This is a genomic window from Archangium sp., from assembly GCF_045802675.1.
Classification (GTDB): Bacteria; Myxococcota; Myxococcia; order Myxococcales; family Myxococcaceae; genus Archangium.
This window is the reverse complement of the sequence record NZ_JBJMQO010000137.1, coordinates 35,468-60,728: the sequence shown is the minus strand read 5'-3', so window position 1 is coordinate 60,728 and position 25,261 is coordinate 35,468. Positions and strand designations below refer to the sequence as shown.

19 protein-coding genes are annotated in these 25,261 nt (G+C 70.9%); 8 read left to right on the top strand and 11 right to left on the bottom strand.

Features of this window, described 5'->3' with window-relative positions; translation table 11 throughout:
* Positions 1 to 127 precede the first annotated feature (127 nt).
* The 5 genes from zwf to ACJ8AN_RS37760 all read left to right on the top strand — a co-directional run bounded on the left by zwf (position 128) and on the right by ACJ8AN_RS37760 (position 8,412).
* Positions 128 to 1,657: a glucose-6-phosphate dehydrogenase gene (gene zwf / locus ACJ8AN_RS37780; RefSeq protein ID WP_407760461.1), complete on the top strand. Its 1,530-nt coding sequence runs from the start codon at positions 128 to 130 to the stop codon at positions 1,655 to 1,657.
* 151 nt (positions 1,658 to 1,808) lie between these two features.
* Complete coding sequence (locus ACJ8AN_RS37775) at positions 1,809 to 3,338, top strand: peroxidase family protein (protein WP_407760460.1); 1,530 nt, start codon at positions 1,809 to 1,811, stop codon at positions 3,336 to 3,338.
* A gap of 78 nt (positions 3,339 to 3,416) precedes the next feature.
* A complete protein-coding gene (hemA, locus tag ACJ8AN_RS37770) occupies positions 3,417 to 4,745 on the top strand; it encodes a glutamyl-tRNA reductase (RefSeq protein WP_407760459.1) in 1,329 nt (442 codons plus the stop codon).
* A 104-nt stretch (positions 4,746 to 4,849) separates the two neighbouring features.
* Positions 4,850 to 6,979 carry an FUSC family protein gene (locus tag ACJ8AN_RS37765; RefSeq protein ID WP_407760458.1) on the top strand — a complete coding sequence of 710 codons (2,130 nt, stop codon included), beginning with the start codon at positions 4,850 to 4,852 and terminating at the stop codon, positions 6,977 to 6,979.
* A 101-nt stretch (positions 6,980 to 7,080) separates the two neighbouring features.
* On the top strand, positions 7,081 to 8,412 hold the full coding sequence (locus tag ACJ8AN_RS37760; RefSeq protein ID WP_407760457.1) for a hypothetical protein: 1,332 nt from the start codon (positions 7,081 to 7,083) through the stop codon (positions 8,410 to 8,412).
* A gap of 4 nt (positions 8,413 to 8,416) precedes the next feature.
* On the opposite strand, the gene ACJ8AN_RS37755 is transcribed toward ACJ8AN_RS37760, so the two are convergent.
* The 3 genes from ACJ8AN_RS37755 to ACJ8AN_RS37745 form a co-directional block, all read right to left on the bottom strand.
* A complete protein-coding gene (locus tag ACJ8AN_RS37755) occupies positions 8,417 to 10,066 on the bottom strand; it encodes a di-heme-cytochrome C peroxidase (RefSeq protein ID WP_407760456.1) in 1,650 nt (549 codons plus the stop codon).
* 300 nt (positions 10,067 to 10,366) lie between these two features.
* Positions 10,367 to 11,773: a ribonuclease H-like domain-containing protein gene (locus ACJ8AN_RS37750; protein WP_407760455.1), complete on the bottom strand. Its 1,407-nt coding sequence runs from the start codon at positions 11,771 to 11,773 to the stop codon at positions 10,367 to 10,369.
* 12 nt (positions 11,774 to 11,785) lie between these two features.
* Positions 11,786 to 14,203 carry a DEAD/DEAH box helicase gene (locus ACJ8AN_RS37745; RefSeq protein ID WP_407760454.1) on the bottom strand — a complete coding sequence of 806 codons (2,418 nt, stop codon included), beginning with the start codon at positions 14,201 to 14,203 and terminating at the stop codon, positions 11,786 to 11,788.
* Positions 14,204 to 14,353: 150 nt separating this feature from the next.
* Here ACJ8AN_RS37745 and ACJ8AN_RS37740 point away from each other — a divergent pair, with 150 nt between their 5' ends.
* Complete coding sequence (locus ACJ8AN_RS37740; RefSeq protein WP_407760453.1) at positions 14,354 to 15,181, top strand: phosphoribosyltransferase; 828 nt, start codon at positions 14,354 to 14,356, stop codon at positions 15,179 to 15,181.
* Here ACJ8AN_RS37740 and ACJ8AN_RS37735 read toward each other — a convergent pair.
* The 4 genes from ACJ8AN_RS37735 to ACJ8AN_RS37720 are packed head-to-tail and all read right to left on the bottom strand — an operon-like array spanning position 15,070 to position 18,857.
* Positions 15,070 to 15,795, bottom strand: a complete 726-nt coding sequence (locus ACJ8AN_RS37735) for a DNA-3-methyladenine glycosylase family protein (protein WP_407760452.1) — start codon at positions 15,793 to 15,795, stop codon at positions 15,070 to 15,072. The genes ACJ8AN_RS37740 and ACJ8AN_RS37735 overlap by 112 nt on opposite strands.
* Positions 15,796 to 15,846: 51 nt before the next feature.
* On the bottom strand, positions 15,847 to 16,563 hold the full coding sequence (locus ACJ8AN_RS37730; protein ID WP_407760451.1) for a double-CXXCG motif protein: 717 nt from the start codon (positions 16,561 to 16,563) through the stop codon (positions 15,847 to 15,849).
* Positions 16,564 to 16,575: 12 nt separating this feature from the next.
* The gene (locus tag ACJ8AN_RS37725; protein ID WP_407760450.1) at positions 16,576 to 17,286 is read right to left on the bottom strand and encodes a TIGR02269 family lipoprotein; all 711 of its coding nucleotides are present in this window, start codon (positions 17,284 to 17,286) and stop codon (positions 16,576 to 16,578) included.
* 56 nt (positions 17,287 to 17,342) lie between these two features.
* Positions 17,343 to 18,857 (bottom strand): FAD-dependent oxidoreductase, encoded by a 1,515-nt coding sequence (locus ACJ8AN_RS37720; protein ID WP_407760449.1) that lies wholly within the window; start codon positions 18,855 to 18,857, stop codon positions 17,343 to 17,345.
* A gap of 224 nt (positions 18,858 to 19,081) precedes the next feature.
* On the opposite strand from ACJ8AN_RS37720, the gene ACJ8AN_RS37715 reads away from it, so the two are divergent.
* Both ACJ8AN_RS37715 and ACJ8AN_RS37710 read left to right on the top strand, forming a co-directional pair.
* Positions 19,082 to 20,401, top strand: a complete 1,320-nt coding sequence (locus tag ACJ8AN_RS37715; RefSeq protein WP_407760448.1) for a sensor histidine kinase — start codon at positions 19,082 to 19,084, stop codon at positions 20,399 to 20,401.
* Positions 20,398 to 20,805 (top strand): response regulator, encoded by a 408-nt coding sequence (locus tag ACJ8AN_RS37710; RefSeq protein WP_407760447.1) that lies wholly within the window; start codon positions 20,398 to 20,400, stop codon positions 20,803 to 20,805. Before ACJ8AN_RS37715 ends, ACJ8AN_RS37710 begins: the two co-directional genes overlap by 4 nt.
* Positions 20,806 to 20,814: 9 nt before the next feature.
* On the opposite strand, the gene ACJ8AN_RS37705 is transcribed toward ACJ8AN_RS37710, so the two are convergent.
* From ACJ8AN_RS37705 to ACJ8AN_RS37690, 4 genes are read right to left on the bottom strand one after another with little or no spacing between them, the layout of a single operon-like run.
* Positions 20,815 to 21,759: a hypothetical protein gene (locus ACJ8AN_RS37705; RefSeq protein WP_407760446.1), complete on the bottom strand. Its 945-nt coding sequence runs from the start codon at positions 21,757 to 21,759 to the stop codon at positions 20,815 to 20,817.
* Between the two features lie 11 nt (positions 21,760 to 21,770).
* Positions 21,771 to 23,609 (bottom strand): Gldg family protein, encoded by a 1,839-nt coding sequence (locus ACJ8AN_RS37700; protein WP_407760445.1) that lies wholly within the window; start codon positions 23,607 to 23,609, stop codon positions 21,771 to 21,773.
* Positions 23,606 to 24,331 (bottom strand): ABC transporter permease, encoded by a 726-nt coding sequence (locus tag ACJ8AN_RS37695; protein WP_407760444.1) that lies wholly within the window; start codon positions 24,329 to 24,331, stop codon positions 23,606 to 23,608. The genes ACJ8AN_RS37700 and ACJ8AN_RS37695 overlap by 4 nt, the downstream gene beginning before the upstream one ends.
* Positions 24,328 to 25,260 carry an ABC transporter ATP-binding protein gene (locus ACJ8AN_RS37690; RefSeq protein WP_407760443.1) on the bottom strand — a complete coding sequence of 311 codons (933 nt, stop codon included), beginning with the start codon at positions 25,258 to 25,260 and terminating at the stop codon, positions 24,328 to 24,330. The genes ACJ8AN_RS37695 and ACJ8AN_RS37690 overlap by 4 nt, the downstream gene beginning before the upstream one ends.
* Between the last annotated feature and the right edge of the window lies 1 nt (position 25,261).

The following is a 25,261-nucleotide window of genomic DNA, read 5'->3' as shown; positions in this document are numbered from 1 at the left end:
GTCGCGTTTTCCCGCAACTGGTCCGATGGTCGTACCAGTCCGTGACAAGTGCGCCCGGCGGGCTCCCTCTCCATAAAGACCCATTTCCCCGGCCCCCCTCCGGGAGTGCCCCTTGGAGTGACACGTCATGCAGTCCGCCGCCCTTCGGATGGAAGATTCCTCGCACGTGGAGGCCAGTGCTTCCCTGCACGCCGAGCCGTGCGCCTTCGTGCTCTTCGGCGCCTCCGGAGACCTGGCGCGGCGCAAGCTCCTCCCCGCCCTCTACCGCCTGGCCACCGAGGGCTACCTGCCCCCCGAGTCCGTCATCATCGGCGCGGCGCTCCCCTTGCTGAGCACCGAGCAGTTCCGCGCCAGCATGCGCGAGGCGCTCGCGCACTCGGAGGTGGGCCCTGTGGACGAGACCGCCTGGCGCGCGTTCTCGCGACGGCTCCACTACGTCCCCATGAACCTCTCCAGCGCCGAGGACTACCAGCACCTGGGCCGGGTGCTCGACACCGTGGACCGCGAGCACGGCACGCGCGGCAACCGCATCTTCTACCTGTCGCTCGCGCCCACGCTGCACGCCGAGACCGTGCGGCACCTGGGTGAAACGGGGCTCACGCGCTCGCACGGGCCGGGCTGGGTGCGGCTCGTCGTGGAGAAGCCCTTCGGCACCGACCTGGAGACGGCGCGCTCGCTCAACCAGCACCTCCACCGCTACCTCGACGAGTCGAGCGTGTACCGGATGGACCACTACCTGGGGAAGGAGATGGTGCAGAACCTGCTCGTGCTGCGCTTCGCCAACCGCATCTTCGAGCCGCTGTGGGACCGCCGGCACATCGACCACGTGCAGATCACCAACGCCGAGACGGTGGGCGTGGAGGGCCGCGGCGGCTACTACGAGAAGGCGGGCGTGGTGCGCGACATGATGCAGAACCACCTCCTCCAACTGCTCGCGCTGCTGACCATGGAGGCGCCCTCGGACCTGTCTTCCCAGGCCGTGCACGACGCGAAGAGTCAGGTGATGGCGGCGGCGCGTGCCTTCACGCCCGAGCGCATCCGCACCGAGTGCCTGCGCGGCCAGTACGTCCCGGGTGTCCTCTCGGGCCAGCCCGTGCCCGGTTACCGGCAGGAGCCGGGGGTGGCTCCCGACTCGCGCACCGAGACGTTCGCGATGCTCACCATGCGCTTCGACAACCCGCGCTGGGCGGGTGTGCCCTTCTACGTGCGCTCCGGCAAGCGGCTGGCCCGGCGTGTCACCGAGGTGGTGGTCCAGTTCAAGGACGGGCCGCTCGCGCGGGGCACCCCCAACCAGCTCCTCCTGCGCATCCAGCCCGACGAGGGGATTGCCCTGCGCTTCGCCACGAAGGCGCCCGGACGCGCCACGCGCCACCATGACGTGGCGCTCGACTTCCGCTACGGCTCCGCCTTCGACACCCGCCTGGCCGAGGCCTACGAGCGTCTGCTGCTGGACTGCATGCTCGGCGTCTCCACGCACTACGTGCGCAACGACCTGGTGGAGCGTGGCTGGGAGCTCGTCATGCCCGTGCTGGAGACGTGGGGTTCGGCGCACGATTCGAGCCCGCTGCTCCCCTACGCCGCGGGCTCGTGGGGCCCGGCCGCCGCGAGCCACCTGCTCGAGTCCCAGGGCCGACGTTGGAGCCCGCCTGGAGAGTAGCCAGGCGGCCTCGCGCCGTGAACGTCCCGCCCGCGAAATCACAACGGAGCGCGCGTCCCTCTACCCCGGCAGTGCAGGAGGCAGACCTCTTCATGGCTGGGGCCGCAGCACGGGCCTCCTGAAGAACACCCAGCCCAGGAGCAACAAACCTATGTTGCACGGTGAAACCCATATTCGCGGCACCAACCCGCCCCAGTCGCAGTTCCACGACCGGGGCCGCTTCGGCCGGCTCTTCCAGGGACTGCCGGCGTTCGCTCCCGACAACCCGGTGATTCGCGGCAAGCTCTTCGAGCTCGGCGCCAAGGGCGGGCTGATGGATGGTGGCGCCCCCGGCGCGACCAATATCGACAACGACACCATCCCCGCGGGCTTCACGTTCTTCGGGCAGTTCGTCGACCACGACCTGACGTTCGATCCGACCTCCATCCTGGAGCGGCAGAACGACCCGGAGGCCATCGAGAACTTCCGCACCCCGTCGCTCGAGCTGGACAACGTCTATGGCTCCGGCCCGCGGGCCTCGCGCCACCTCTACGATGTCACCGACCCGGCGAAGTTCCTCGTCGAGAAGCTCAATGGGCTGGGCTCGCAGGACGACATGCCGCGCAATAGCCAGAACACCGCGCTCATCGCCGACCCGCGCAACGACGAGAATGTCATCGTCTCCCAGTTCCACGTCGCGATCCTGAAGTTCCACAACGCGCTCGTCGACAAGCTGCGCGCCGACAAGATCGACGACTCGCAGGTCTTCGCCCAGGCGCAGCGGATGGTGCGCTGGCACTACCAGTGGATCATCCTCAACGAGTTCCTCCCGAAGATCGTCGGGGAGGCGGTCGTGAAGGACGTGCTGAGCACGCACCACAATGACCGGCTCTTCCAGTGGAGGCACGAGCCCTTCATCCCGGTGGAGTTCTCGGTGGCGGCCTACCGCTTCGGGCACAGCCAGGTGCGCCCGGGCTACCGGCTCAACGGCAATCCGCCGGCCGTGGCGGGCTTCGCCGCGGGCTTCTTCAACATTCCCCCCGCCCCATTGGGCTCGCCCCAGGACCCGAACGATCTGCGCGGCGGCAGGCGCGCCGAGCGACGGTTCGTGGAGTGGGAGCACTTCTTCCGCCTCGATCCAGATCAACCCCTCGTGACCGGCAGGCCCCAGCAAAGCAAGAAGATCGACACCCGGCTGTCCCCTCCGCTCTTCACGATGCCCGGAGGAGAAGCGGGTACGCAGCCCGGCCCGGGCTCGGGCACGCTCGCCAACCCCGAGTCGCTCGCGCAGCGCAACCTGCTGCGGAGCCTCGCCCTCGGACTGCCCTCGGGCCAGGCCATGGCCCAGCGGCTGGGCATCAAGGCCCTCAAGCCCGAGCAGCTCGAGGACCTGCGGAAGCTCAGCCCCGGGTTCGAGCGCTCCACGCCCCCCTGGTTCTACATGCTCAAGGAGGCGGAGCTGCTCAGCAACGGCGAGCGGCTCGGGCCCCTGGGCGGGCGCATCGTGGCGGAGGTCATCATCGGCGTGATGCAGGGCGACCGGCAGTCGTTCCTCAACGCCAACCCGAACTGGAGGCCGGAGCTCGCCAACTCCAAGGGCCAGTTCACCATCGTGGACCTGCTGACGTTCGCCGGAGCCCCGCTGGTGGCGGGTTCCGTCCTGCCACGGCCGGCGCCAGGGCCGGTCCCGCCGACGCCGTAACCCGCCGACGCCGTAACCCGCTGACCAGGGCCCCCGCGAGGGGGCCCTTCCCTTCCTTCGACTGGAGCAGCACGGATCATGCGCGGACCCGAATCCAGCCATCCCTCGACCCTGTCGCACTGGAGCAACACCGCCCGGGAGGCCCTCGCGGCGGAGTTGCTGTGCATCGGGCTGTCCTACCGGACGGCGCCCCTCGCGGTGCGCGAGCGGCTGGCATTGCCCGAGGAGCAGCAGGCCGAGTTGCTGCGTCGGCTCGGAGAGGCGCCCACCGAGGCGCTGCTCATCTCCACCTGCAACCGGGTGGAGCTGTACCTGAGCGCACCGGACCTGGCCCGGGCCCGCCAGCGCGTCCGCGAGGAGCTGGAGCGGCTGGGAGGCGCCGAGGTGCTCGAGCACCTCTACGAGCACCAGGGCGAGGCCGCGCTGACGCACCTCTTCCGGGTGGCCTCCAGCCTGGACTCCATGGTGCTGGGCGAGGCACAGGTGCTCGGCCAGGTGAAGGACGCCCTGGAGTGGAGCCAGACGGTGGGCTCGGCGCGCGGCGAGCTGTCGCGCACCTTCGCGGCGGCCTTCCGGTGCGCCCGGCGGGTGCGCTCGGAGACGGCCATTGGCATGGCGGCCACGTCCATGGCCAGCGCGGCCGTGGCGCTCGCCACCCGCAGTCATGGGGGGCTCGAGGACAAGACGGTGCTGCTCGTCGGCGCGGGCGAGATGGCGGGGCTGGCCGCGCGTCACCTGAAGCAGGCCCGGTCGGGACGCCTCGTGGTGGTCAACCGCACGTATGCGCGCGCCGAGGCCCTGGCGGCCGAGGTGGGCGGCACCGCGCGGCCCTTCGAGGAGCTGCTCGCGCTGCTCGCCACCGCGGACGTGGTGGTGAGCGGCACGTCCTCGCCGGTGCCCCTCTTCACCCGGGAGAACGTGGCGGCGGGGCTCGCGGCGCGGCCGCACCGGCCGCTGGTGCTGGTGGACCTGTCCGTGCCGCGCAACATCGCCGCCGACGTGCGCGAGCTGGAGCAGGTGTGCCTGCATGACCTCGACGACATCCAGCGCTTCGTGGCCCACAACGAGGCGGTCCGGGCCGAGGAGGCGCGCAAGGCCAGCGTGCTGGTGGAGCAGGAGGTGACGCGCTTCCTGAAGGACAGGGCCGTGCGCGAGGGCGTGCCCGTGCTCTGCCGCCTGCGCCAGCGCGCGGACGCCATCGCCCGCGCCGAGGCGGAACGCACGCTCGCCTCGCTCGGCGAGGGACTCTCGGAGAAGCAGCGCAAGAGCGTGGAGGCCATGGCACGCGCCATCGTCAACAAGCTGCTGCACGAGCCCACGGCCCGGCTGCGGACGGTGGGCACCGAGCCGGAGGGAGACCGGTACGCGGGAGTCGTCGCGGAGCTCTTCGGGCTCGTGCCCGCGTGAGCCGGACACCGGGGGCCAGGCTGTCCGCTCGCCTCCCCGCCGGACAGTCACCCGGGTGAGCAGGTACGCGCTCGCATTCGCAATCTCCTCGAAAGAGGACCTGCTTGCGATACCTGAAGCGCCTTCTTCACCCCTCCCTGCTCTGGGACCTGCTCGTCACCTCCGACCCGGACCGGGGCCGGTTGCGGATGGGGGTGCGCGCCATGTTCGGCGCCGGCCTGTCCGCCCTGCTCATCTCCCAGCTGGCCAGCCGGCTGGGCGAGCCCCCCACCGTCACCTTCGTGGGCGCCATGATGGGGATGATGGGCTCGCAGCTCGCGACCGACGCCACCCTCCGCGAGCAGCGCATCACGACGCTCCTCATGGTGCTGCCGGCCTCGGTCGCGGTCGTCGTGGGCACCCTCACCGCGAGCATCCCCCTGCTCGGCGCGGCCGCCTTCGCGGGGACGATCTTCCTCGCCACCTACGTGCGGCGGTTCGGGCCCCGAGGGCTCGCACTGGGGATGATCGGCTTCTTCTCCTTCTTCAACGCGCTCTTCTTCCACGCGCAGCTAGCGCAGGTGCCCGCGCTCGTCGGCGCCATCGTGGTGGCGATCGGCATCGCCTATACGGTGCGCTTCGTGCTCATCCGGGACCGCCCCGGGCTGGACCTCCAGCGATTCGTCCGCTCATTCCGGAAGACGGTCGCCCTCGTGCTGTGGGAGCTCACCGACATCCCCGAGCGCCCCCGGATGACCCGCTCCCTCCTGCGCCGGCTTCGCCGCGAGGCCGATCGCCTCAACGACTCGGCGCTCGCGGTGGAGGACCTGCTCACCCGCTGTCAGCCCGCCCTGCGGCTGCGCATCTTCGACCTGGAGCTCGCGGCCGACCGGGTGATCAGCGCCGTGCGGCAGGTGGTGGACTCGGGGGCGCTGGGGCACGAGGCTCGCCGGGAGGTGCGGAACGCATTGATCGCCGCCCACGCGGCCGTGCGCCATGGCGATACCTCCACGCGCCGGTTGATGCAGGAGCACCTCGAGCACCTGCGGGCATCCGCGCCAGGCGCGTCCGACGCCGAGGGAGCCCGCCATGACGCCCTGCGCTTCTCCAACTCCATCTCGGACCTGGTGGAGGCCGCGGCTCAGCTCCCGGACGAGCTGCCCCGGCGCACCCCGGGACAGGCGGCCCCCGCGAAGCCGGGCGTGGGCCCCCAGGCACGGCCTCCGGCCAGGGGCCTCCATCCGTCCACGCGCCAGGCCATCCAGGTCACCGTGGCGAGCGTGCTCGCGATGGCGGTGGGCCACGCGGTGTCCTCCGAGCGCTGGTACTGGGCCGTCATCACCGCGTTCGTCACCTTCACGCGCACGAGGACGCTCGGAGAGACGCTGCTGCGCGGCTGGGCCCGGGTGCTCGGGACGGTGCTGGGAGTGGTCGCCGGGTTGGTGCTCGCGGGGTTCGTCAGCGGGCACCGGCTGGTCGAGCTCGTGAGCCTCTTCGTGTGCATCTTCTGCGGCTTCTACCTGATACGGATTTCATACGCGTGGATGGTCTTCTGGTTCACCGCGATGCTGTCGGTGCTCTACAGCCTGCTCGGCCGTTTCTCGCCCGGGCTGATGTACCTGCGCATCGAGGAGACGCTGATTGGCGCCGGCATCGGCGTGGTCACCGCCACCCTCCTGCTCCCGGAAGGGACGACGGCGCACATCCGCGCGACCGCGAAGCAGGTGCTCACCGCGGTCTGCACGTACTTGGAGGAGGCCGTGGTGAACCGCTCGACGGATTCCGACCCGGCGCGGTTGATTGATTCGGCCCGGGTGCTCGATGCGCGCCTGCGGGATTTGCGGACGGCGGCGCGGCCCCTCACCGGCCCCTTCGTGCGCTTCGCTCCCCGGACGGCGCGCACGGTGCACTCGGTGTCCGAGCTCGTCGTCTTCGTCCGGCACCTCGCGTTGGGCAAGGGCGTCCTGCAGGTGAATGGCGAGGTGCGCGAGTTGATCCGCCAGGCGGGGGCCCTGCTCTCGGGCAATGCATGCACGCTCGCGCAGGCGCTGGACGGGGAAGAGCTGCCCCCGCTCGAGTCCGCGGCCACGCTGCTTCACAAGGCGCGGACCCTGCTCGTGGGCGAGGAGACCGTGCGGCGAGGCCCGGCGAGCCCGCCCATCCTGCTGCACTGGCTGGCGCGCGTGGACGACACGCTCAACGTCATCGCCAAGACCGCGGGCCCGCTCCCCAGCACGCCGCTCCCACAGACGTAGGCCGGGCGCGTGAGGCCCGGCATCTGTACGTGACACTCCGTTGCGAGAACAGCGATGGTTGCAGGACGGGCGCGTCGACGCGCCCCCTGGAGGCATCCATCGTGAAATCGTCCTTTCAACGCCGTGCGCTGACGTGGCTGCTGCTGGCCGGAATCCTGCCGGGTTGCACTTCGGAGGAGCCCTCGGGCCAGCCGGACGCGGGGCAGCCCGGGCCCACGTGCTCCACCCCCACGGGCGCGCCCATCGAGCACCAGGGCACCATTTCCGCTCCGGAGACCTGGTCCGCCGCCAGCCCTCATGTCGTCGCGGCGGACCTGCTGGTGCGCGCGACGGTGACGGTGGAGCCCTGCACCGTCGTGCGCATGGGTCCGGCACGCTCCATCGGGCTGGACAGCGGCGGCTCGCTCGTCGCCGCGGGCACGCAGGCGCGTCCGGTGCGCTTCGAGCCCCAGGATGCGAGCCAGCCCTGGGGCCAGTTCCGCATCTACTCCGGGGGCTCCGCGCGCCTGACGTGGACGGTGCTGTCGGGCGGTGGAAACCCCTCGTCCGCCGAGGCCACCCTCCGCGTGAGCGCGGGCGCGGATCTTCCTGGCCAACGACCGCTCTTCGTGGAGCACGTCACCATCGAGGGTTCGCGCGGACCGGGCGTGTTGCTCAATGGCACGAGCGGATTCGCCGAGGGCTCCACGGACCTGATCATTCATGGCTCGGGCAGCGAGGCGCGCCCGGAGCCGATCGCCCTCAACCCCAACGCCCTGGGCACGTTGCCCTCCGGTACCTATACGGGCAATCGCTCGGACTCCCTCTTCGTCAGCCCCGACGTGGCCGCCTCCAGCGTCTTCTACGTCGGCGTGGACACCACCGTGAGGGCGCTCGGCGTGCCCTACGTCATGGACGGGCTGCAGGTGGGCAACTCCAGCACCCGGGCCACCCTCACCGTGGAGCCGGGTGTCGAGCTGCGCTTCCGGCCCCAGACGACGCTGCGCGTGTATGACGACCGCAGCACCCTCATCGCCGCCGGCACGGACACCCGCCCCGTCGTCTTCACCTCCGCCAAGGCCACGCCGGCCGCGGGTGACTGGGCGGGCATCCGCTTCGACGGGCTGGGCCCGAACAACCGGCTGGAGTCCGTATGGGTCCGCTATGCCGGCGGCCCCTGCCAGTGCTCGAGCTTCGGCTGTAACTACCTGCCCGGCTCGTTCGACGTCAGCTCGGCCATCCTCGTCTTCCAGCAGCCGGCCGCGCCCTTCATCGCCCACTCGCACATCGAGGACAGCGCGGGGCACGGCATCCTCCGCGGCTGGAACGGCTCCGACGCGGTGGGCTTCCTGGACACGAACGCCTTCGCCCGGGTGGCCGGCTGCACGCAGACGACTCCCCGGGACGTCGACGGGCGTTGCCCCGACAGCCCCCCCTGCCCCAGCAGTCCCTGAGCCCTCAGAGCGACTTGAGGTACTCGAGCAGGTCGCGCTTCTCCTCGTCGGACAGGTCCGTGCCGTACTCGTGCCCGGCGTTGCTGTTGCCGGGCATCGCCACGTCGAAGGTGAAGCGCGGTGTGCCGGAGACCTCGGTGACGTAGCCCACCTTGCCGGGGTCGTAGTCGTACTGGCCCACGGGGAAGCGAGCCGGGCGCTCGGACGCGGGCTGGAGCAGAGCCCACAGCGTGGGCACCGAGCCGTTGTGCAGGTAGGGCGCCGTCGCCCAGATGCCCGCCAGCGGCCGGGCCACGTACCCCACTGGCGCGCGCCAGTAGATGACGCCCGGATCCAGGGTGCGGACCTCCTGCTCACTCATTCCGTCACGCGCATAGGCCCGCTGCTTCACCCGCGCGAGCAGGTCCTGCAACGCCGAGGGGAACTCCAGGTCCCCCACCTTCGCCGCGAAGCTCCGGGCCCGGTTCCCATCCGTGCCCACCGTCTCCAGCGGCACCACGTTCGGCCCGGTGGTGCCGTGACACCCCTGGCAGCTCCGGTCGAAGACCTCGCGCCCGCGCTCGATGCGCGCCGCGTCCAACCCTCCGAAGACTTGCTCCGGCCAGCGCGGCGTGGCGATCTTCCGCGAGAGCCGCTCGAGCTCCGCCAGGTTGCGCGGGAGGATGGAGGATTCGAAGGTCCGCCGGTCCACGGTCGCGCCCATGCCGAGCGACTGGCCGATGTTGCGCTCCATCATCGAGTTGGTGTTTCCGTCCCAGTGCAGCCACGGGGCCGTCTGGAACTCCCAGAGGCAGGGCACGCTCACCGGAGCGGCCAGCACGCCCGCGGCCTCGGGACCGAACAGCACTCCGCGCGCCACGCCGAAGGCATCCACCCGGCCCGGGCCCGCGTAGGTGCCGAACTTCAGCCGGCCCAGCCGCATGAAATACACGAGGTGTCCGCGCAGCACCCGGATGGCATCGGGCACCGTGCGCACCTGCTTGCGGCTCAGCTCGTGGGTGTACTGCGTGAGCTCCCGGTCGAACGCCAGTCCCCGCTCCGGCTCGGGCCCGAGCTTCGGCGGCGCACACGCCCCCGCGTCCTGGGTGCAGTACCACTCCACCTCCGCCACCAGCTTCTCCCGCGCGCTCGAGTACCCATCCGGCGTCAGGTCGGTGTCGGGATAGGCCGCCTGCAGTCCGCCGTCCCGCGCCCGCGGCGAGAGGTTCCCGGCGAGCCGCTCGAGGAAGCCCAGCAGTTGGGTCCGGTCCGTGAGCGTCCGGGCCATGACCTCGACGGCCTCCCGGTTGAAGTCCTCCAGGCTGAGCATGCCTGGCGCCCCATTCACCCGCACCCGCTTGCCGCCGTAGCGGAACTCACCCACGTGGCAGGCGGCGCAGTTGGTGCCCACGCGCGCCACGGGCTCGCGCTCGGAGGCCGGGACGAGCGCGATGCCTATCGGCAACGCCTCGGGGTTCTCGGGGTCCGGCAGGAGGCCGAAACGCTCGGGGTCGTCCAGGAAGGAGCGGAAGTTGGCCGTCCTGCCATCCAGTTGCGTGCGGCTCGGCAGCGCCCGGAGGACGGGGAGCCAGAGGTGCTCATTGCCTTGAGGCAGGTGGTAGAAGCTCTCGCGCTCGCGCTGGGACAACCCCATCTGCTGGGGCGAGTCCTCCACCCGTCCGCCGCCTCCCGTTCCAGACTCGGAGGGTTTGACGACGGGAGCCGGAGACTCGGGTGTCCGCGAAGGGCGTGAGGTCGAGGCACAGCTTCCCGACACTCCCGCGAGGACCAACCAGACGAGCACCCCCCCTGCGTTCCTGCCGTCCATACCCCACCTCCGCCGTTCCCCATTGGGAGACACGGGCCCGCCCTACTTGGGAAGTACCAGGGTGCGGTTCAAGTGCTCACGCGCACTTCTCGTACCGGGGCTGGATGGAAGGAGCCGCTATCCGACAACCTCTCCGTCCAATCCCTCTCACGTCCCGAAGTCCAACGGGTATTCGCGCGACACCCGGGAAAGCTTGCGCTCCAGGCGCTCCACGCGGCGGCGCAGTGCGTCGGGGCCCTCGGCGGGCGAGCACAGCCGCGCATGGTGCAGGGCACGCTTGAGGTCCTTCAAATCGTGCTCGTACAGCTTGGCCAGCGAGAGGTGCAGCGGGGCCGCCTGCTCCGTCCGCGCCGACGCGAGCGCCCGTTGCAGGTTCGCCGCCGCCGTCTGGTCATCCCCCACCCGGCGCGACAGGCGCGAGGCCAGCGCGAGTGCCTCGACGCCCACGGCGCCCGTGTCTCCCGCGGCGGCGGCCCGGGCGAAGGCGTGGGCCCGCTCGTAGTCGCGCGCCCGGAGCGCCACGCCCGCGAAGCCCAGGAGGTCTCTCGGGTCCTTGCCCTCGGTGCCGCTCGCCCGGAAGCGCCGCACCAGCACGCCCAGCAGCGCCGCCAGCAGCAGGAGGTCGTTCACGTTGTGCTCCAGCACCGGCGTCAGCGCCGAGCCCTCCGCGCCCCGCAGGAAGCGGAAGTAGAGCTCCGGAATCAGCGAGCCATCCACGTCCCCCACGCGGTGGTAGCCGAGCACCTGCTCCTCCAGGTGCACCAGCCGCGTGCCAGAGCCCCGGTATTTGAAGACGCGGCGCGCGCAGTGCAGCAGGTCCAGGTGCGGCAGCTCCGCGGGCGGGGCCACGCGGTTGAGCACGAAGCGGGTGCGCAGCAGCGGCCAGTCGAAGCTCTTGCCGTTGAATGTCACCAGACAGGAGGACTCGGCCATGCGCTCGGCGAGCACGCGCAGCATCGGCGCCTCCTCGCCCAGCTTGCGCAGGAAGAGCTGGTGCACCTTCAGCGAGCGGCCCTCGAACCACGCGAGGCCCACCAGGAAGGGCACGGTGCCCGTACCGCCCGCGAGCCCCGTCGTCTCCGTGTCCAGGAAGAGCATCCGCTGGAAGTCCACGCCCGCCAGCCCTGGCTGCAGCGCGAGGCTCGCCACCAGCGGGGACTCCACGTCCAGCGCCTCCGCGAGCGGCGCGCTGCCGTGGCAGTGGTCCGGTGGGAGCACGCGCTCGGCGACGTGGACGACGCCATGCGGAGTGGTGCGAGGCTCGGCGGGCAGTGGACCCGGTCGCGGCGCCACGGCGGGCCCCCGGCGAGCCACCGCCGTCTGCTGACGCTCGGCCCACTCTCCGAGCATCCGGCGCAGCGCGACGAGGCGGGGATCCAACTCCTTCGGGGGCGCCTCGGCGGGAGGAGCCTCCACCGGAGCGGGAGGGGCCCGCACCTCCGGAGCAACGGACGCCTCCACCTCCGGGGCTTCCGGAGCCAGAGACGGTTTCGCCCCCGGCTTCGCGCCAGGACCCGCACCGCCGAGCCGAGCCAGCTTGCGTTTCAAGTCCACGGCGCACCTCGCCTACTGAAGGGCCACGACACCCAGGGCCGAGAGGATTTCCAGTCCGAGCCGCTTACGCGGATGGGTGTCCACCGGCGCGCTGCCGGGCATGAAACCCGCGGCGGGACCGATGCACGCGGGGCACCCGTCCTCGCAGACGCACGACTCGAGCAGCCGCCGCGCGCGGCGCAGCAATTCCTCGCGCAGATCGAACAGGCGCGCGGCGAGCCCCACCCCGCCCGGGATGTTGTCGTAGAGGAAGATGGTCGGGTCGAAGCCCACGCTCCCGTCCTTGCCCGGCGGCCCGTCCGCGTCGTCCTTGCTTCCGAGCGTCTTGCCGAGGTCCCTCGGGTCGATCATCAGCCCCACGCACGCCACCGTGCGCAGCGCGCTGGCGAGGCCCCGGAGCGCATCGATGACGGCGGGACGCGGCGCGCCCATGGAGCGCACCACGCTCTCCGGCACGGTGAGCCAGAGCGAGGTGGTGTGCATCTGCATCTCGGGCAGGCGCACGTCGCCGTAACCGACGTTCTCGTGGGTGTGGTACTTGATCTTCTTGTAGCCCACCACCTTCTCGATGACGCTCACCTCGCCCATGCCGGCCTGGAGATCGGGGCTGATGGCCGCGCCCTGGTCCTGCTGGATGACGTTCACGCGTACGTACGTCATCGCGTCGGTGAAGTAGTCCGGCGCCACCTTGCGCACGTAGGCCTTGTGGTTGTCGTAGTCGAAGCGCTCGACCTGGTACTGCTCGGCCTCGTGCTGGTAGATGGCCTGCTCGTGCAACATGGTGTGCGCCGAGCGGAAGTCCATCTCCGCGAGCGTGCGGTCCGAGCCCAGCTCGATGATGACGACGTTGTCCCAGCCCACGCTGCGCAGGGACACGTGGTTGGCCGGGTAGGCGTCCGCGGACCAGTGGAACATCTTCTTGCCCTCGGGGCCCGGCGTGGGGTGCACCACCTCGTGCTGCGCCAGGAAGCCGAGCGCGTCCGTGGTGGACTCGGCTGGCACGTCGCCGAAGGTGTCCCCCTCCTCGAAGGGCAGCTCGAAGGCCGCGCACTTGAGGTGCTGCACGAGAATCTCGACGTTGTCCGGGTCGATGCGCGCGTGCTCCACGGGAGCGCCGGTGAGGTACTTCGGGTCCCCCGCGAGGTACTGATCCAGCGGCGCGCTGGAGGTGACGAGGAGCGCGAGGCTGCCCGCGCCCCGGCGTCCCGCCCGGCCGAAGCGCTGCATGAGCGCCGCCACCGAGCCCGGGTAGCCCGCGCACACCACCGCGTCCAGCGAGCCGATGTCGATGCCGAGCTCGAGCGCGTTGGTGGCCACCACGCAGCGCACCTCGCCCGCGCGCATGGCGGCCTCGGTGGCCCGGCGCGTCCCCGGCAGGTAGCCGCCGCGGTAGCCCTGGATGAGGTTGGGATCCATCTTTTCCGCGATGAACTGGTCGCGGAGGTACTTGAGCATCACCTCGATGTTGTTGCGCGACTGGCCGAAGAGCAGCGTGGACACCTCGGCGCGGACCAGGTCCGACACCAGCCGCACCGCGCTCTTGAGGTAGCTGGCGCGGATGCCCAGCTCGGCGTTCACCACCGGCGGGTTGTAGACCATGACCCGGCGCTCACCGGCGGGCGCGCCGCTCTCGGAGACGAGGGTCACCTCGCGGCCCAGCATGCGCTCGGCGTGGGCCTTGGGGTTGCCGATGGTGGCCGAGGCCAGGACGAACACCGGCGAGGAGCCATGGAAGGCCGCCACGCGCTGCAGCCGGCGCAGCACGTTGGCCAGGTGCGAGCCGAAGACGCCCCGGTACGTGTGCAGCTCGTCGATGACGACGTAGCGCAGGTTGGAGAAGAGCCGCGCCCAGTTGGCGTGGTGCGGGAGGATGCCCGTGTGCAGCATGTCCGGGTTGGTGAGCACCACGCCGCTGCGCTCGCGAGCCGCGCGCCGGGCGTCCCCAGGCGTGTCCCCGTCGAAGGTGATGGCGCCGTGCTCCAGGCCCGCCTCGCGCATGAAGACGCGCAGCGATTCCTCCTGGTCCCTCGACAGCGCCTTGGTGGGGAAGAGGTAGAGGGCTCGCGCCTGGGGCTCGCGCGCGAAACGGTCCAGCAGCGGCAGGTTGTAGCAGAGGCTCTTGCCCGAGGCCGTGGGCGTGGCGATGACGAGGCTGCGCCCCGAGCGCGCCAGTTGGTAGGCCTCGGCCTGGTGGGAGAAGAGCTGCTCGATGCCGCGGCGCCTCAGGGCCTCGCGCACCTGGGGCGCCACCTCCTCGGGGATGGGCGCATAGGCACCGATCCGAGCGGGCTTCACCTCGTCCAGGACGAAGTTGGGGCCGATCTGCTTGTCATCGCGCCAACCCTGGAGGACGGCCTCGAGACCACGGGGACCCGACCAGGGCTTGCGGCGGGCGCCGGTGAAAGCCCCTTCTTCCTTCTCGCGCTTCATGGGGCCGGGCACTGTACAGACGTATACCCGGCGAGGCAACGCGCGAGCGCACCCTCTCCAGCAGAGGGCTCGGGCGAGCATCGTGACCTGGACTCGAGGGAGGCTTCCCCACGTTGCGGCTCCCGGGGGCGCGGCGCACGTTGTGCGCAAATGGACGCCCCCTTTCGTCACCGCACCGAGGCCGGTAGGGCCCTGGCCCGCTCGCTTCAGCACTTCGCCGGGCGCGAGGACCTCCTCGTGCTCGCCCTGCCCCATGGTGGCATGCCCGTGGCCTTCGAGGTGGCCCGGGCGCTCGGAGCGCCGCTGGACCTGGCTGTCGTTCAGCCTCTCCTCCACACGATGGGCCCGCCCCGGCGAGAGGTGACGCTCGGGATGCTCGGCTTTCCCGCGGCCTCGCGGCTCCACGAGGCCACGCTCAACGCGCTCGCGCTTTCGGACGAGGCGCTCGAGGAGGACCTCTCCCGCGCGCGGCGATTGCTCCACCAGCGCGTGCGAGACCTGCGGCCGAGCGCCCCCGTCCCGTCACTGGAGGGCCACACCGTGGTGGTGGTGGATGACGGCACGGCCGCGGGAGTGGCCCTGCGGCGTGCGGCGGGGCTGCTGCGCGGGGCCGGAGCCCGGGCGCTGGTGGCCGCCGTGCCCGTGGGCGCGGAAGAGGGACTGCGCCTGCTGGCCAGTGACTTCGACGAGGTCGTCTGCTGCGCCCGGCCCGAGCCCTTCGTCGCCGTGGCCGATGGGTACGCGCGTTACCCGGACGTCACGGATGCGGAGGTGCGCGAGTTGTTGACGCGAGCGTGGAGCAAGCACGCACCTCGGAAGATGGCGCGAGGAGCGCACGGGGCGAGGAGAACCTCACCCCCACCCGGTCACGCCCTTCCGCCCCCGGAGGAGGGGGACTCGCCGGCCACGGGCAGCTCCAGCGAGCGCCACAGGTACCAGCTCGCCACCGAGCGCCACGGACGCCAGCGCTCCCCGTAGGCCAGCAGTTCCTTGGGGCGAGGCAGCTCGGAGAGGCCATACGTGCGCATGAAGCCCTTGCGGACGCCGTAGTCGTCCACGGGCAGCACGTCCGGCCGGCCGAGCCGGAACATGAGCAGCATCTCCACCGTCCACTGCCCGATGCCACGCACCTTGGTGAGGTGCTCCACCAGTTCCGAGTCGCTCATGCGCCGCGCCCGGGCCAGCGTGGGCACCTCCCCCTCGAGCGACTTCGCCGCGAGGTCCCGGAGCGCCGCCGTCTTGGCACCGGACAGTCCCGCCTCGCGCAGGCCTTCCACGGGATGGGCGAGCACCGCCTCGGGCGTGAAGCGCTTGCCCATGCCCACGCGCTCGCAGACGCGCCCGAAGATGGTGGCGGCCGCCTTGCCCGTGAGCTGCTGGTAGACGATGGACTCGGCCAGCGCCAGGAAGGGGCTCTGGATGGAGTTCACCTTCATGCGGAAGGGCCCCACCTGCTTCATCAACGCGGCGAGCGTCGGATCCGACTTCGTCAGCGCTCTGCGAGCCGCGGGCGTGAAGCCCTCGGGCAGGAGGCTCTCGGGGGAAGGGACGGAGTCGGCGGTGGAGAGAACACGAGCGGTCGCGGCGGGCATGGACCCATCGTGCCATCCGCGCGGGTCCAGCGCAGCAACGCTCGATGGCTGCTACTTCGACGGCACGGGCAGGAAGGACACGCCATCCAAGCCCAGGCGCTGGCAGGCATCGAAGAAGCGCTCGGTGCAGACGATCACGCCGGAGAAGTCCTCCAATCGGAACAGGTCCCGGTCGTTGGGCAGCGTGCTGGCGTCCAGCAGGAGCGCATCGGGCAGGGAGAGGCCCAGGCGATGACACCGCGAGCACGGGGGCTTGCGATTGGGGGGCAGGCAATCCGGGTGGGTACGGCCCGTGGGGAGGATTTCCAGCTCGAGAAACTCGGGTGAGTTGCGCTGGCGGAAGCGGAGCTCGGTACGGCAGCCCTTGAGTCCTCGGAGGCCCTCGGCCTGGAGCTTCTCCAGCGCCTCGCGCTGCACCAGCAGCCACCAGGGATCTGGAGAAAAGAGCGGTCCGAAGCGCCCACGGGCATTGCCAGTAAGCGGGCCCAAACCCGCTCCGGGTTGCAAGCTGGCCCCTGGCGGTAGCAGGGGACGCACCAGCTCACACAGCCTTTCGTACTCCTCTATGGGCTCGGGGCGGGCTTCCTCGAAGTCCGCCAGGGAAGCCACGGGCATCAAGTCCACCGAAGGGTACGTCTTGGAGCCGACCCCCCAAGTTGCCTTGCATACGGGGCAGTTGAGGATGCCTGGCAGCAGCCATTTGTGTACGGCGTCAACGTAGCCCGTGTAACCCGAAGACCTGTCTTCCTCGATTCTGAAATAGCGCATCCGTGTGCTCCTCTACTCGCAGAAGTAAGGCACGAGAGGGCCGTTCACTCCGAATCGCATCATGAGCTCACCCGCGAAGCGCCAGATCTCCTCAGGTAGAGCATCCGGGTTCTTTTTCTTGAATTGCCGCCACGCTTCATTCCATTGCCCACCTTCCGGCCCACCACTGTGCAGCCACTGGTGGAAACTCCTCGGCAAATGGATGGTGAATGCGTGGATGTCGATGCCCTTGCTCTTGAACCATTCGGCCAGCACCTTCTGCTGCGGAAAGATGTGGTGCTTCTCGAAGGGCTCTCGCGGGGGGAAGCACTGGTGACGGTAGAGCCTGGGCGCGGCCAGTTCCTGGGGCTTCCAGTTGTGCCACGGGATTTCGAAGACGGGCGAAGTGTCCTGGGGCGCGGCGAGAGGATGTCCCCACCAGCGGCTCGCGCTGGGACCCTCCACCACCGGCTCGGGGAGCATGGGCTCCACCAGTGGCCCCACCGTCGCCTGTGCCAGCAGCACGGGGCGGGCCTCCGCCACGTCCTGGCAGCGCCAGAGAGCGCAGTGCTCCTCGTCGCACAGCGGCACCACGCACGTGGCGTCCGCGCGGGCTTCATCCCATGAGGAGGACACCACCTCGGGCGCCTCGGCCTCGTCGCGCACGATGGGCGCAGAGGTCGCGCAGGCCGACAGCAGCACGCAGAGAACCGCGAGCCCCATCCTGGAGCGCAAGAAGCTCATGCGGCCATCCTATGGCCGCGGCGTGAGCCTCCCGCGCTCGAAAGAGCCCTCCCGGCTCAGCGGATCTTCTTCGACGGCAGGCCCTTCACGGCCGGGCCGTTGAGCACCTCGCCCGTCGGGCTGTAGCGGGCCCCGTGGCAGGGGCAGTCCCAGGAGCGCTCGGCCTTGTTCCAGTGCACGTAGCACCCCACGTGCGTGCACACCGGGCTCACCGCGTGCACCGCACCGCCCTCGCCCTCCTCGCGGAAGACGGCCACCTTCTTCCCGTCCACCTCCAGGATGCGGCCCTCCCCGGGAGGCACGTCGGACAGGTCGTGTCCCTCCGGCTTCGCCAGCCGGTCCGCCACGAAGTGGAACGCCACCTCCGCGTTCTCCTGGATGAAGTCCTTGGCTCCCGCCCTCGGCTTCACCCGCGTGGCGTCGTAGAGCGCCGCGTACGGGTTCTGCCTCCCGAGAATCAGGTCCGTCAGAATCATCCCCGACAGCGTCCCGAACGTCATGCCCGTGCCCGAGAAGCCCGTCGCCACCCAGACGTGCCGCGCGTTGCTGTTGCGGCCGATGTACGCCAGCCCATCCGCCGGCTCGATGACCTGGCCAGACCAGCGGTGGTCAATCCGCGTCACCCGGAAGCGCCGCCGCGTGTACGCCTCCAGCGCCTCGTAGTGGCGCTCGGTGTCCTCCTCCGTGCCCACCTTGTGGTCCTCGCCTCCGACGATGAGCCAGTCCACGCCCTCCACCCGGTGCGTGCGGATGTAGTGATACGGCTCCTGGCTGTCGTAGTAGAGCCCCGGCTCCAGCGGCGCCTCGAGCTGCCCCGCCACCGAGTACGTGCGGTACGGGAACAGCTTGGTGTGCAGGAAGACGCGGTTGAGCGGCGTCGTCGTGGCCTCCACCACGTCCCGGCACGTGAGGAGGCCCCGCGCGGTCTGCACCCGGCACGGCACGCCCTCGTACAGCTCCATCACCTGCGTGTCCTCGAAGATGTAGCTGCCCTCTCCCTGGATGCCCTCGGCGAGCGCCAGCAGGTACTCGCGCGGATGGAACTGCGCCTGATCCTCCACGCGCAGCGCCAGCTTCACCGGGTAGGGCAGCGGCACCTCGTTCGTCAGCGAGCACATCAGCCCCGCGTTCCGGGCCGCGGAGGCCTCGCGCTCCAGCTCCTTCGCCTCGCGCTCCGTCTCCGCGTAGCGGAACCCGGGCACGCGCTGGAAGCCGCAGGAAATCCTCAGCCGCTCCACCAACTCGGCGATCTTCTCGATGGAGGCCCGGGTGGACTCGGCGGCCAGGCGCGCGCCCTTCTCCCCGAAGTCCGAAGCCAGCGTGGAGTAGGGCGTGTCCAGCAGCTCCGTGAGGTGCGCCGTGGTCTGCCCCGTCTGCCCCGTGAGCAGCCGGTGCATCTCCACCACCGCCACGCGCTTGCCCTCCTGCTTGAGCAGGTACGCCGTGGTGAGGCCGGCAATGCCTCCGCCCACCACCACCACGTCCACCTCGAGGTCGCCCTGTAGCGCCGGGTAGCGCCGCGCCGGGGCCGACACCGTCCACAGCGACTTGTGCCTCCGCTCTTCCACCATGATCCAAAGGCTAGGAACGCGGCCGGGGGGTGGTAGGGCGAGCAGGCAGCCATCCCCGCCCGCCTGCCTGTCCTCCACTGAAGCCTCGGGATGTGCAAGAACCAACACCTCAGGGCGGAGGGTGTTGGCCATTGGGGTCCAGGTATCGGACAACCTGGGGTTTCTCGGCTCCACTGACTAACAACCCTACGATCCGTATCCCGAGGACCCCGGAGCGCCGCGTCTTGCCATCCACCGCCGCCCTGCCGTCGCTGCCCGCGCCCGGCCCCGAGGCGCGACTCGCGTTCGCCGAGCTGCTGCTCGGCTGCGACGAGGCGAGGACTTGCGCCGAGGCCGCGATGGCGTGGCTCGTCCATCACGCCCACGTGGACCAGGTGCTGTGCCTCGCTCCCGACGAGTCGGACTCGCACTGCCTCGTGCCCCTGGCCAGCCATGGCCTGGGGGGCGCCGAGACGTTCGTGCTCGCCCTGCATGATCCCAAGCACCCGCTGGTGGAGGCGCTCCAGTGGAGCGAGCCCCGGTGGTTCCATCCCGGCCAGCTCCCCTCGGAGCTGCCGCTGGCGAGGACGGGCCTCTTCACCCTGTCGTTGGGCTGCGCCACGCCCGGCTCGCCCGTGACGGGCATGCTGCTGGTGGGCGCGCCCGTGCCGGAGCTGTCCCCCGAGGCCGCGTGGCTCGCGGGCCACCTGGGCCGCCACCTGATGCGCCTGTACAAGGGCCGCCAGCTGGCGCGGCTCGAGGAGGCCTCCTCCGAGCTGGCCGCCCGGGTGAACGCCGCCACCGAGGAGCTGGCCACGCAGAACGAGCTGCTGCGCCGCCAAGCCATCCAGCTCGAGCAGGCCAGCGCCGCCAAGTCGCAGTTCCTGGCCAACATGTCCCACGAGCTGCGCACGCCGCTCAACGCCATCCTCGGCTACACCAACATGCTGTTGCAGGGCGTGAACGGAGAGCTGCCTCCGCCCCAGCGCCGCAGCCTCAGCCGCATCGACTCCAACGGCCGGCACCTGCTGGAGATCATCAACGAGATCCTGGACATCACCCGCATCGAGGCGGGCCGGATGCCGCTGCACCTGTCCGAGTTCCGCCTGCCCGAGCTCGTCCAGGAAGTGATGGCCGAGTTGGATCCGATCATCGTGCGCTCGAAGCTGGCGGTGAGCACCGCGCTGGACGCGAACCTGCCCCCGGTGCACAGCGATCGGCAGAAGGTGAAGCAGATCGTCGTCAACCTGCTGTCCAACGCCCTGAAGTTCACCCACGAGGGCTCGGTGAAGGTGCTGGCCTCCTACGAGGTCGCCACCGCCACGGTCCACGTCTCCGTGGCAGACACCGGAATTGGCATCGATCCCATCCACCAGGAGAAGATCTGGGAGGACTTCCAGCAGGTGGACAGCTCGCCCACGCGCCCGTATGGAGGCACGGGACTGGGGCTCTCCATCTGCCGGCGGCTGGCCGCCATGCTCGACGGACGTATCTCGCTCAAGAGCGCCGCGGGACAGGGCTCGACGTTCACACTGCACCTTCCACGACGTACGAGGCGGACATGAACAGCCCAGCGCGCAACGACATCCCGCCCCTCGTCCTGATCGTCGACGACTACCAGGATGCCCGGGAGATGTACGCGGAGTACCTCGAGTTCTCCGGCTTCCGCGTGGCCGAGGCCCGCAACGGCCTGGAGGCCGTGGAGAAGGCCTTCGCGCTGCACCCGGCCGTCATCCTGATGGACCTGTCCCTGCCGGTGATGGATGGCTGGGAGGCCACCCGGCGCCTCAAGGGCGATGCCCGCACGCGCGCCATCCCCGTGGTGGCGCTCACCGGCCATGCGTTGGATGGGCACTCGCGCGAGGCCCAGGACGCCGGCTGCGATGCCTACGTCACCAAGCCCTGCCTGCCGGATGCGCTGGTGCGCGAGGTGCAGCGGGTGCTCGCGGCCGTGGCCCCCGCGGCGTAACGCCTCCGGCTACGGCTCCGGGCGCCAGTGCCCCACGGCCACCTTCTGCGCTTCCTCGACGATGGAGTCCGCCCAGGGAGGCAGCTTCGCCCAGCCCGGGGTGTGCTCGGTGCGGGCGTAGAGCTCGCCGCCCGCGCCTCGTGCGAGGGTGAGCTGTCCGATGACCGTGTCTCCGCGCCGGTACTCCACGCGGAGCACCTCGCGCGGTGGGCCTCCGGGCGGCGCCTCTCCCCGGCCGAGGAAGTCCGCCTGGGCGGGAGCGAGCAACCACACCCGCTCGTGCCACCTGCGGGCCGGCTCGTCCGGCGCGCCGGGCGAGTCCCTGGGCACGAGCTCCGCCGGACGCTGCGCCCGTGCTTGGCTCTCGAAGGTGCGCGAGGTGCTCCCGAGCGTGACGGTGAGGCTGTCGTATTCGGCGGGCCCGAAGACGTGCAGCGTCCGGTCCACCAGACGGAAGGCGGCGTTCTCCAGGTCGGGCAGCAGCGAGGGCGCGAGGAGGAAGACGCTCCCATCCGTCTCGCGCCGCAGGTACGGGTTGCCCCAGCCAATCGAGGAAGCCGCCAGGGTGAAGGCGTGCTCGCCGCTGCTCAGCGTCACCACCAGCTTCCGGGGGCTCTCCTTCAGCCCCACCTCGGCCAGGGTCTCCGCGTCCAGCACGCCCAGGCTCCGCGTGGCCCGCAGCGGCGCGAAGCGCGTGAAGAGCTGCTCCGCCGTTTCGTTGGCGCGCAGCTCCCTCGGGGGCTTCGTCCCCAGCCGCAGCCACAACGCCCCCCCCTCCGAGGCCTCGCGGTACAGCTCCACCGAGCCGGACGCGTCCTCGTAGTGCACCCGCTCCAGGGACTGCTTCGGCGCGTCGAGCACCACCACCTCGCCGGGAGTACCAGCCGGCTCGCGCCGCCAGAGGAAGAAGGCCGCGGCCAGTCCCGCCGCCGCCAGTGCGCCCTGGAAGGCCACGCCCCGTGCCCTCACCGCACACCTCGCCGCCGCTTGCGCCGCGTCACGAGGAAGCCCGCCCCGAGCACCATCGCCGGAGCGAGGAAGACGGCTGAGTAGAACCACAGGACGTCCTGCTTGCGCGTGTGCTGCAGCGGCACGTCCTCCTCGTTGGACAGCACGCCCGCGAGCTCCTCCTCGCCGAGCAGCCACAGCACCGTGTCCACCAGCAGGTAGGGGTTGCCGTAACCGCGCGGGCCTCCATCCGTCATCACGTCCGAGTCGCCCATGGCCACCACGCGCGCGGGCGAGGCTCCCGAGACGCCCGCCCTCTCCACCGCCACCACCAGGGGCCAAGCCCGCTTCGGCTCTCCCTCGTCCGCGGTGAAGTCCGGGTGGGTGTCCTGGAAGGTGTCCGCGGGGGCTCGCACCGAGACGTCCTGGGCCACGCCCCTGGGCAGGGGCAGCACGGGCTCCAGCGCCGCCGCTCCGGAGAAGACGACCGCCGCGTCACTGCCCAACGAGGCCAGCGTCCCGACGGAGGCGTGCGAGGAGAAGCTCGCCGTCACCAGGTTGCCCCGGTCACTGCGCTGGTGGCTCATCAGCAGGAAGCGCTGCTCGTTCGCCAGCGGCACGCGCAGCAGCTTCAACCCCAGGGGCTCCAGCAGCGGCTCGAGTCCGGGACCGTCCGGCTCCAACGCGAGCCACAGCCGCCCTCCCCGCTCCAGGTACCGGTGCAACGCGGCGAGCTCCTCGGGGGAGAAGTCGCGCTCGGGCCCCACCACCGCCACCACCGAGGCGTCACGCGGCACCTCCGTCCCCAGCCCCTCGGCCATGCCCAGCGTGCGCACCTCCACGTTCAGCACGCGCAGCCATTCCTCGAGCTGCGACAGGCCCGGCCTCGCCTTCTCCAGCGCCGTGGCCGCCTGGGGCAGCAGGCCCCGCTCGCCATGTCCCGCCGTGAGGTACAGCACCCGCCGGGGACGCGACACCACGCGCAGCCGCCGGTACACGTCCTCGTCCAGCCGCTGCAATTGCGCCCGGGCGAGGTCCAGCTGCAGCGGCACCTTCAACCGCTCCCTGCGCGGGCCGCGGCTGAACACCACGGAGCCGTTCTCGCCCACGCCCAGCGCCTTCGCCCGCGCCACCTCCACCGCCTGGTCCAACACCTCCACCCGGAGGTACCCGGACTCGCGCGCCAGCTCCCGGAAGTACTGCTCCAGGGCCTGCCCCACGTCATTGGCCGGAGGGAAGAAGAGCGTCACCTCCACCGGCTCGGGGAGACGGCGCACCAGCAGGCGCGTGGCATCGCCCGGCCGCGCGGTGCGGAAGTACGCCAGGTCCCACGAGACGTCCGCCCGCATGGCCACGTACATGCTCGAGAAGGCGAAGACGAGCGCGAAGGCCAGCCCCAGTCCCGAGCTCAGCGCGGCACGCACCCGGCCCAGCTCCAGCACCGGCCCTCGCGCCATGGCCGCCGCCGCCAGCTCCACCAGCACGAGCGGCAGCAGCGCCGTCACCAGCAGCGCGGGGAAGAGCGCGCCCAACACCCCCGTCAGCTCTGGTACCCGCCGCTTCCACGAGGCGCCCCACGCGAAGGCCCCCGCGTCCGACTGGAGGAAGTAGAGCGCCAGGCCCAGCCCTCCCAGCAGGAAGAGGCCGAGCAGCCAGCGCTCCAGCGTGCGCACGTCGCCCGAGGCCCGTCCCACCCGCGTCCCGCGCCACACCCCCGCGAGCCCCACCAGCCCCACGCCCAGGCCGCTCAGCACGAGCCGCGCCGTGCCCGCTCCCGCCACGCGCTCGCCGAGGAAGACGGACACGAGGCCCGCCACGTACAGCCCGGACACCCAGGGGTTGGGCCGGAGGCTCACCGCCACCTCCGCGCCTCGAGCACCCGCGTGGCGGCGAAGAGGGCCACGTAGGTGACGAGCAGGTAGTAGACGACGTCGCGCACGTGCACCACGCCCGCCTGGAAGGGCTGGAAGTGCTGGTTCCACAGCGCCAGCGCGCTGAAGACGTCCGAGAGCGGTTGCTCGGTGATGCGCGCCAGCAGCCAGCACGTCAGCAGCGCCACCAGCATGCACCCGGAGAGCACGGCGGCCAGCACCTGGTTGCGCGCCAGCGCCGAGCCGAATGTCCCAATCGCCAGCGACGCGCTGCCCAGCAGCAGCAGCCCCAGGTAGCCGGCGGCGATGTGCCCCAGCGACAGCTTCCCGTGCACCATCACCAGCAGCGGCATGAAGAGCGTGGCCAGCGTCATCAGCGCGAGGAAGGCCAGCGCCGAGAGGAACTTGCCCAACACAATCTCGTGGTCCCTCACCGGCGAGGAGTACAGCAGGGCCAGCGTGCCCGTCTGACGCTCCTCGGCCAGCAGCCGCATGGAGATGAAGACCGAGGCCACCATCGTCGTGCCGCTGGAGAACAAGAAGAAGAGCGAGAGCACCTCCGACGAGCGCTTGCTCACCCCGCCCAGCGCGTACGCGTTGAAGAGCAGGCCGTCCACCGCCAGCACCATCGCGATGATGACGTACCCGTGGAAGCTCCGCAGATACGCGGCCAGCTCGCGGCGCGCGATGAGCAGCGTCCGCATCATGGTGCGCCCTCCTCCCCGCCCCGGGTGAGCCGCAGGAAGAGCGACTCGAGCTTCTCCACGCCCCGGTCCAGCCGCAGCAGCTCCAGGCCCGCGCCCACCACCGCCTGGGCCACCTTCGGCCGCAGCTCCGCCGGAGCCTCCACCCGGAGCGTCACCACGCCCTCCGCCTCGCCCGTCACCCGCACCGGCCCCACGCCCACGAGCGCCGCCAGCACCCGCTCCCGCTCGCCCCGCACCTCCACCTCGATGAAGCCCCCACCGCCCCATTTCTGGCCCAGCTCCTCCTCGGTGCCCTGCGCCACCAGCTCCCCGTCCTTGATGACCAGGAGCCTGTCGCACGTCTGGCTGATCTCCGACAGCAGGTGACTGGAGACGAGCACCGTGTGCGCGCCCCGCAGCCCGCGGATGAGCGAGCGCATCTCCACCATCTGCCGTGGGTCCAGGCCGCTGCCCGGCTCGTCGAGGATGAGCAGCGCCGGCCGGTGCACGAGCGCCTGCGCCACCCCCACGCGCTGCCGGTAGCCATGGCTCAGCGAGGAGATGGGCGCATCGTCCGCGTCGCGCAGCCCCGTCTTCTCCTCGGCCTCGGAGACTCGGGCGGACACCTCGCGAGACGGCACGCCGCGCAGCCTCGCCACGAAGGCGAGGAACTCCCCCACCCCCATCTCGTCGTAGAGCGGCGGCGTGTCCGGGAGGAAGCCGATGCGCTGGCGCACCTCGTGTGGGTGGCTCACCACGTCGTGGCCATCGATGATGGCCGTCCCCGAGGTGGGCAGCAACACGCTCCCCAGTATCTTCAGCGTGGTCGTCTTCCCCGCGCCGTTGAGCCCCAGGAAGCCGATGACCTCGCCCCGGCCGATGCGGAAGGCGAGGTCGCGGATGGCCGCGTGGCTGCCGTAGTACTTGGTCAGCCCCTCGACGTGGATCATC

Coding starts and splice junctions, on each gene's coding strand:
- ACJ8AN_RS37740 (WP_407760453.1), top strand. CDS start 14,354: ATGGACGCCCCCTTTCGTCACCGCACCGAGGCCGGTAGGGCCCTGGCC.
- zwf (WP_407760461.1), top strand. CDS start 128: ATGCAGTCCGCCGCCCTTCGGATGGAAGATTCCTCGCACGTGGAGGCC.
- hemA (WP_407760459.1), top strand. CDS start 3,417: ATGCGCGGACCCGAATCCAGCCATCCCTCGACCCTGTCGCACTGGAGC.
- ACJ8AN_RS37695 (WP_407760444.1), bottom strand. CDS start 24,331: ATGATGCGGACGCTGCTCATCGCGCGCCGCGAGCTGGCCGCGTATCTG.
- ACJ8AN_RS37775 (WP_407760460.1), top strand. CDS start 1,809: ATGTTGCACGGTGAAACCCATATTCGCGGCACCAACCCGCCCCAGTCG.
- ACJ8AN_RS37690 (WP_407760443.1), bottom strand. CDS start 25,260: ATGATCCACGTCGAGGGGCTGACCAAGTACTACGGCAGCCACGCGGCC.
- ACJ8AN_RS37720 (WP_407760449.1), bottom strand. CDS start 18,857: ATGGTGGAAGAGCGGAGGCACAAGTCGCTGTGGACGGTGTCGGCCCCG.
- ACJ8AN_RS37730 (WP_407760451.1), bottom strand. CDS start 16,563: ATGCGCTATTTCAGAATCGAGGAAGACAGGTCTTCGGGTTACACGGGC.
- ACJ8AN_RS37735 (WP_407760452.1), bottom strand. CDS start 15,795: ATGCCCGCCGCGACCGCTCGTGTTCTCTCCACCGCCGACTCCGTCCCT.
- ACJ8AN_RS37725 (WP_407760450.1), bottom strand. CDS start 17,286: ATGAGCTTCTTGCGCTCCAGGATGGGGCTCGCGGTTCTCTGCGTGCTG.
- ACJ8AN_RS37745 (WP_407760454.1), bottom strand. CDS start 14,203: ATGAAGCGCGAGAAGGAAGAAGGGGCTTTCACCGGCGCCCGCCGCAAG.
- ACJ8AN_RS37710 (WP_407760447.1), top strand. CDS start 20,398: ATGAACAGCCCAGCGCGCAACGACATCCCGCCCCTCGTCCTGATCGTC.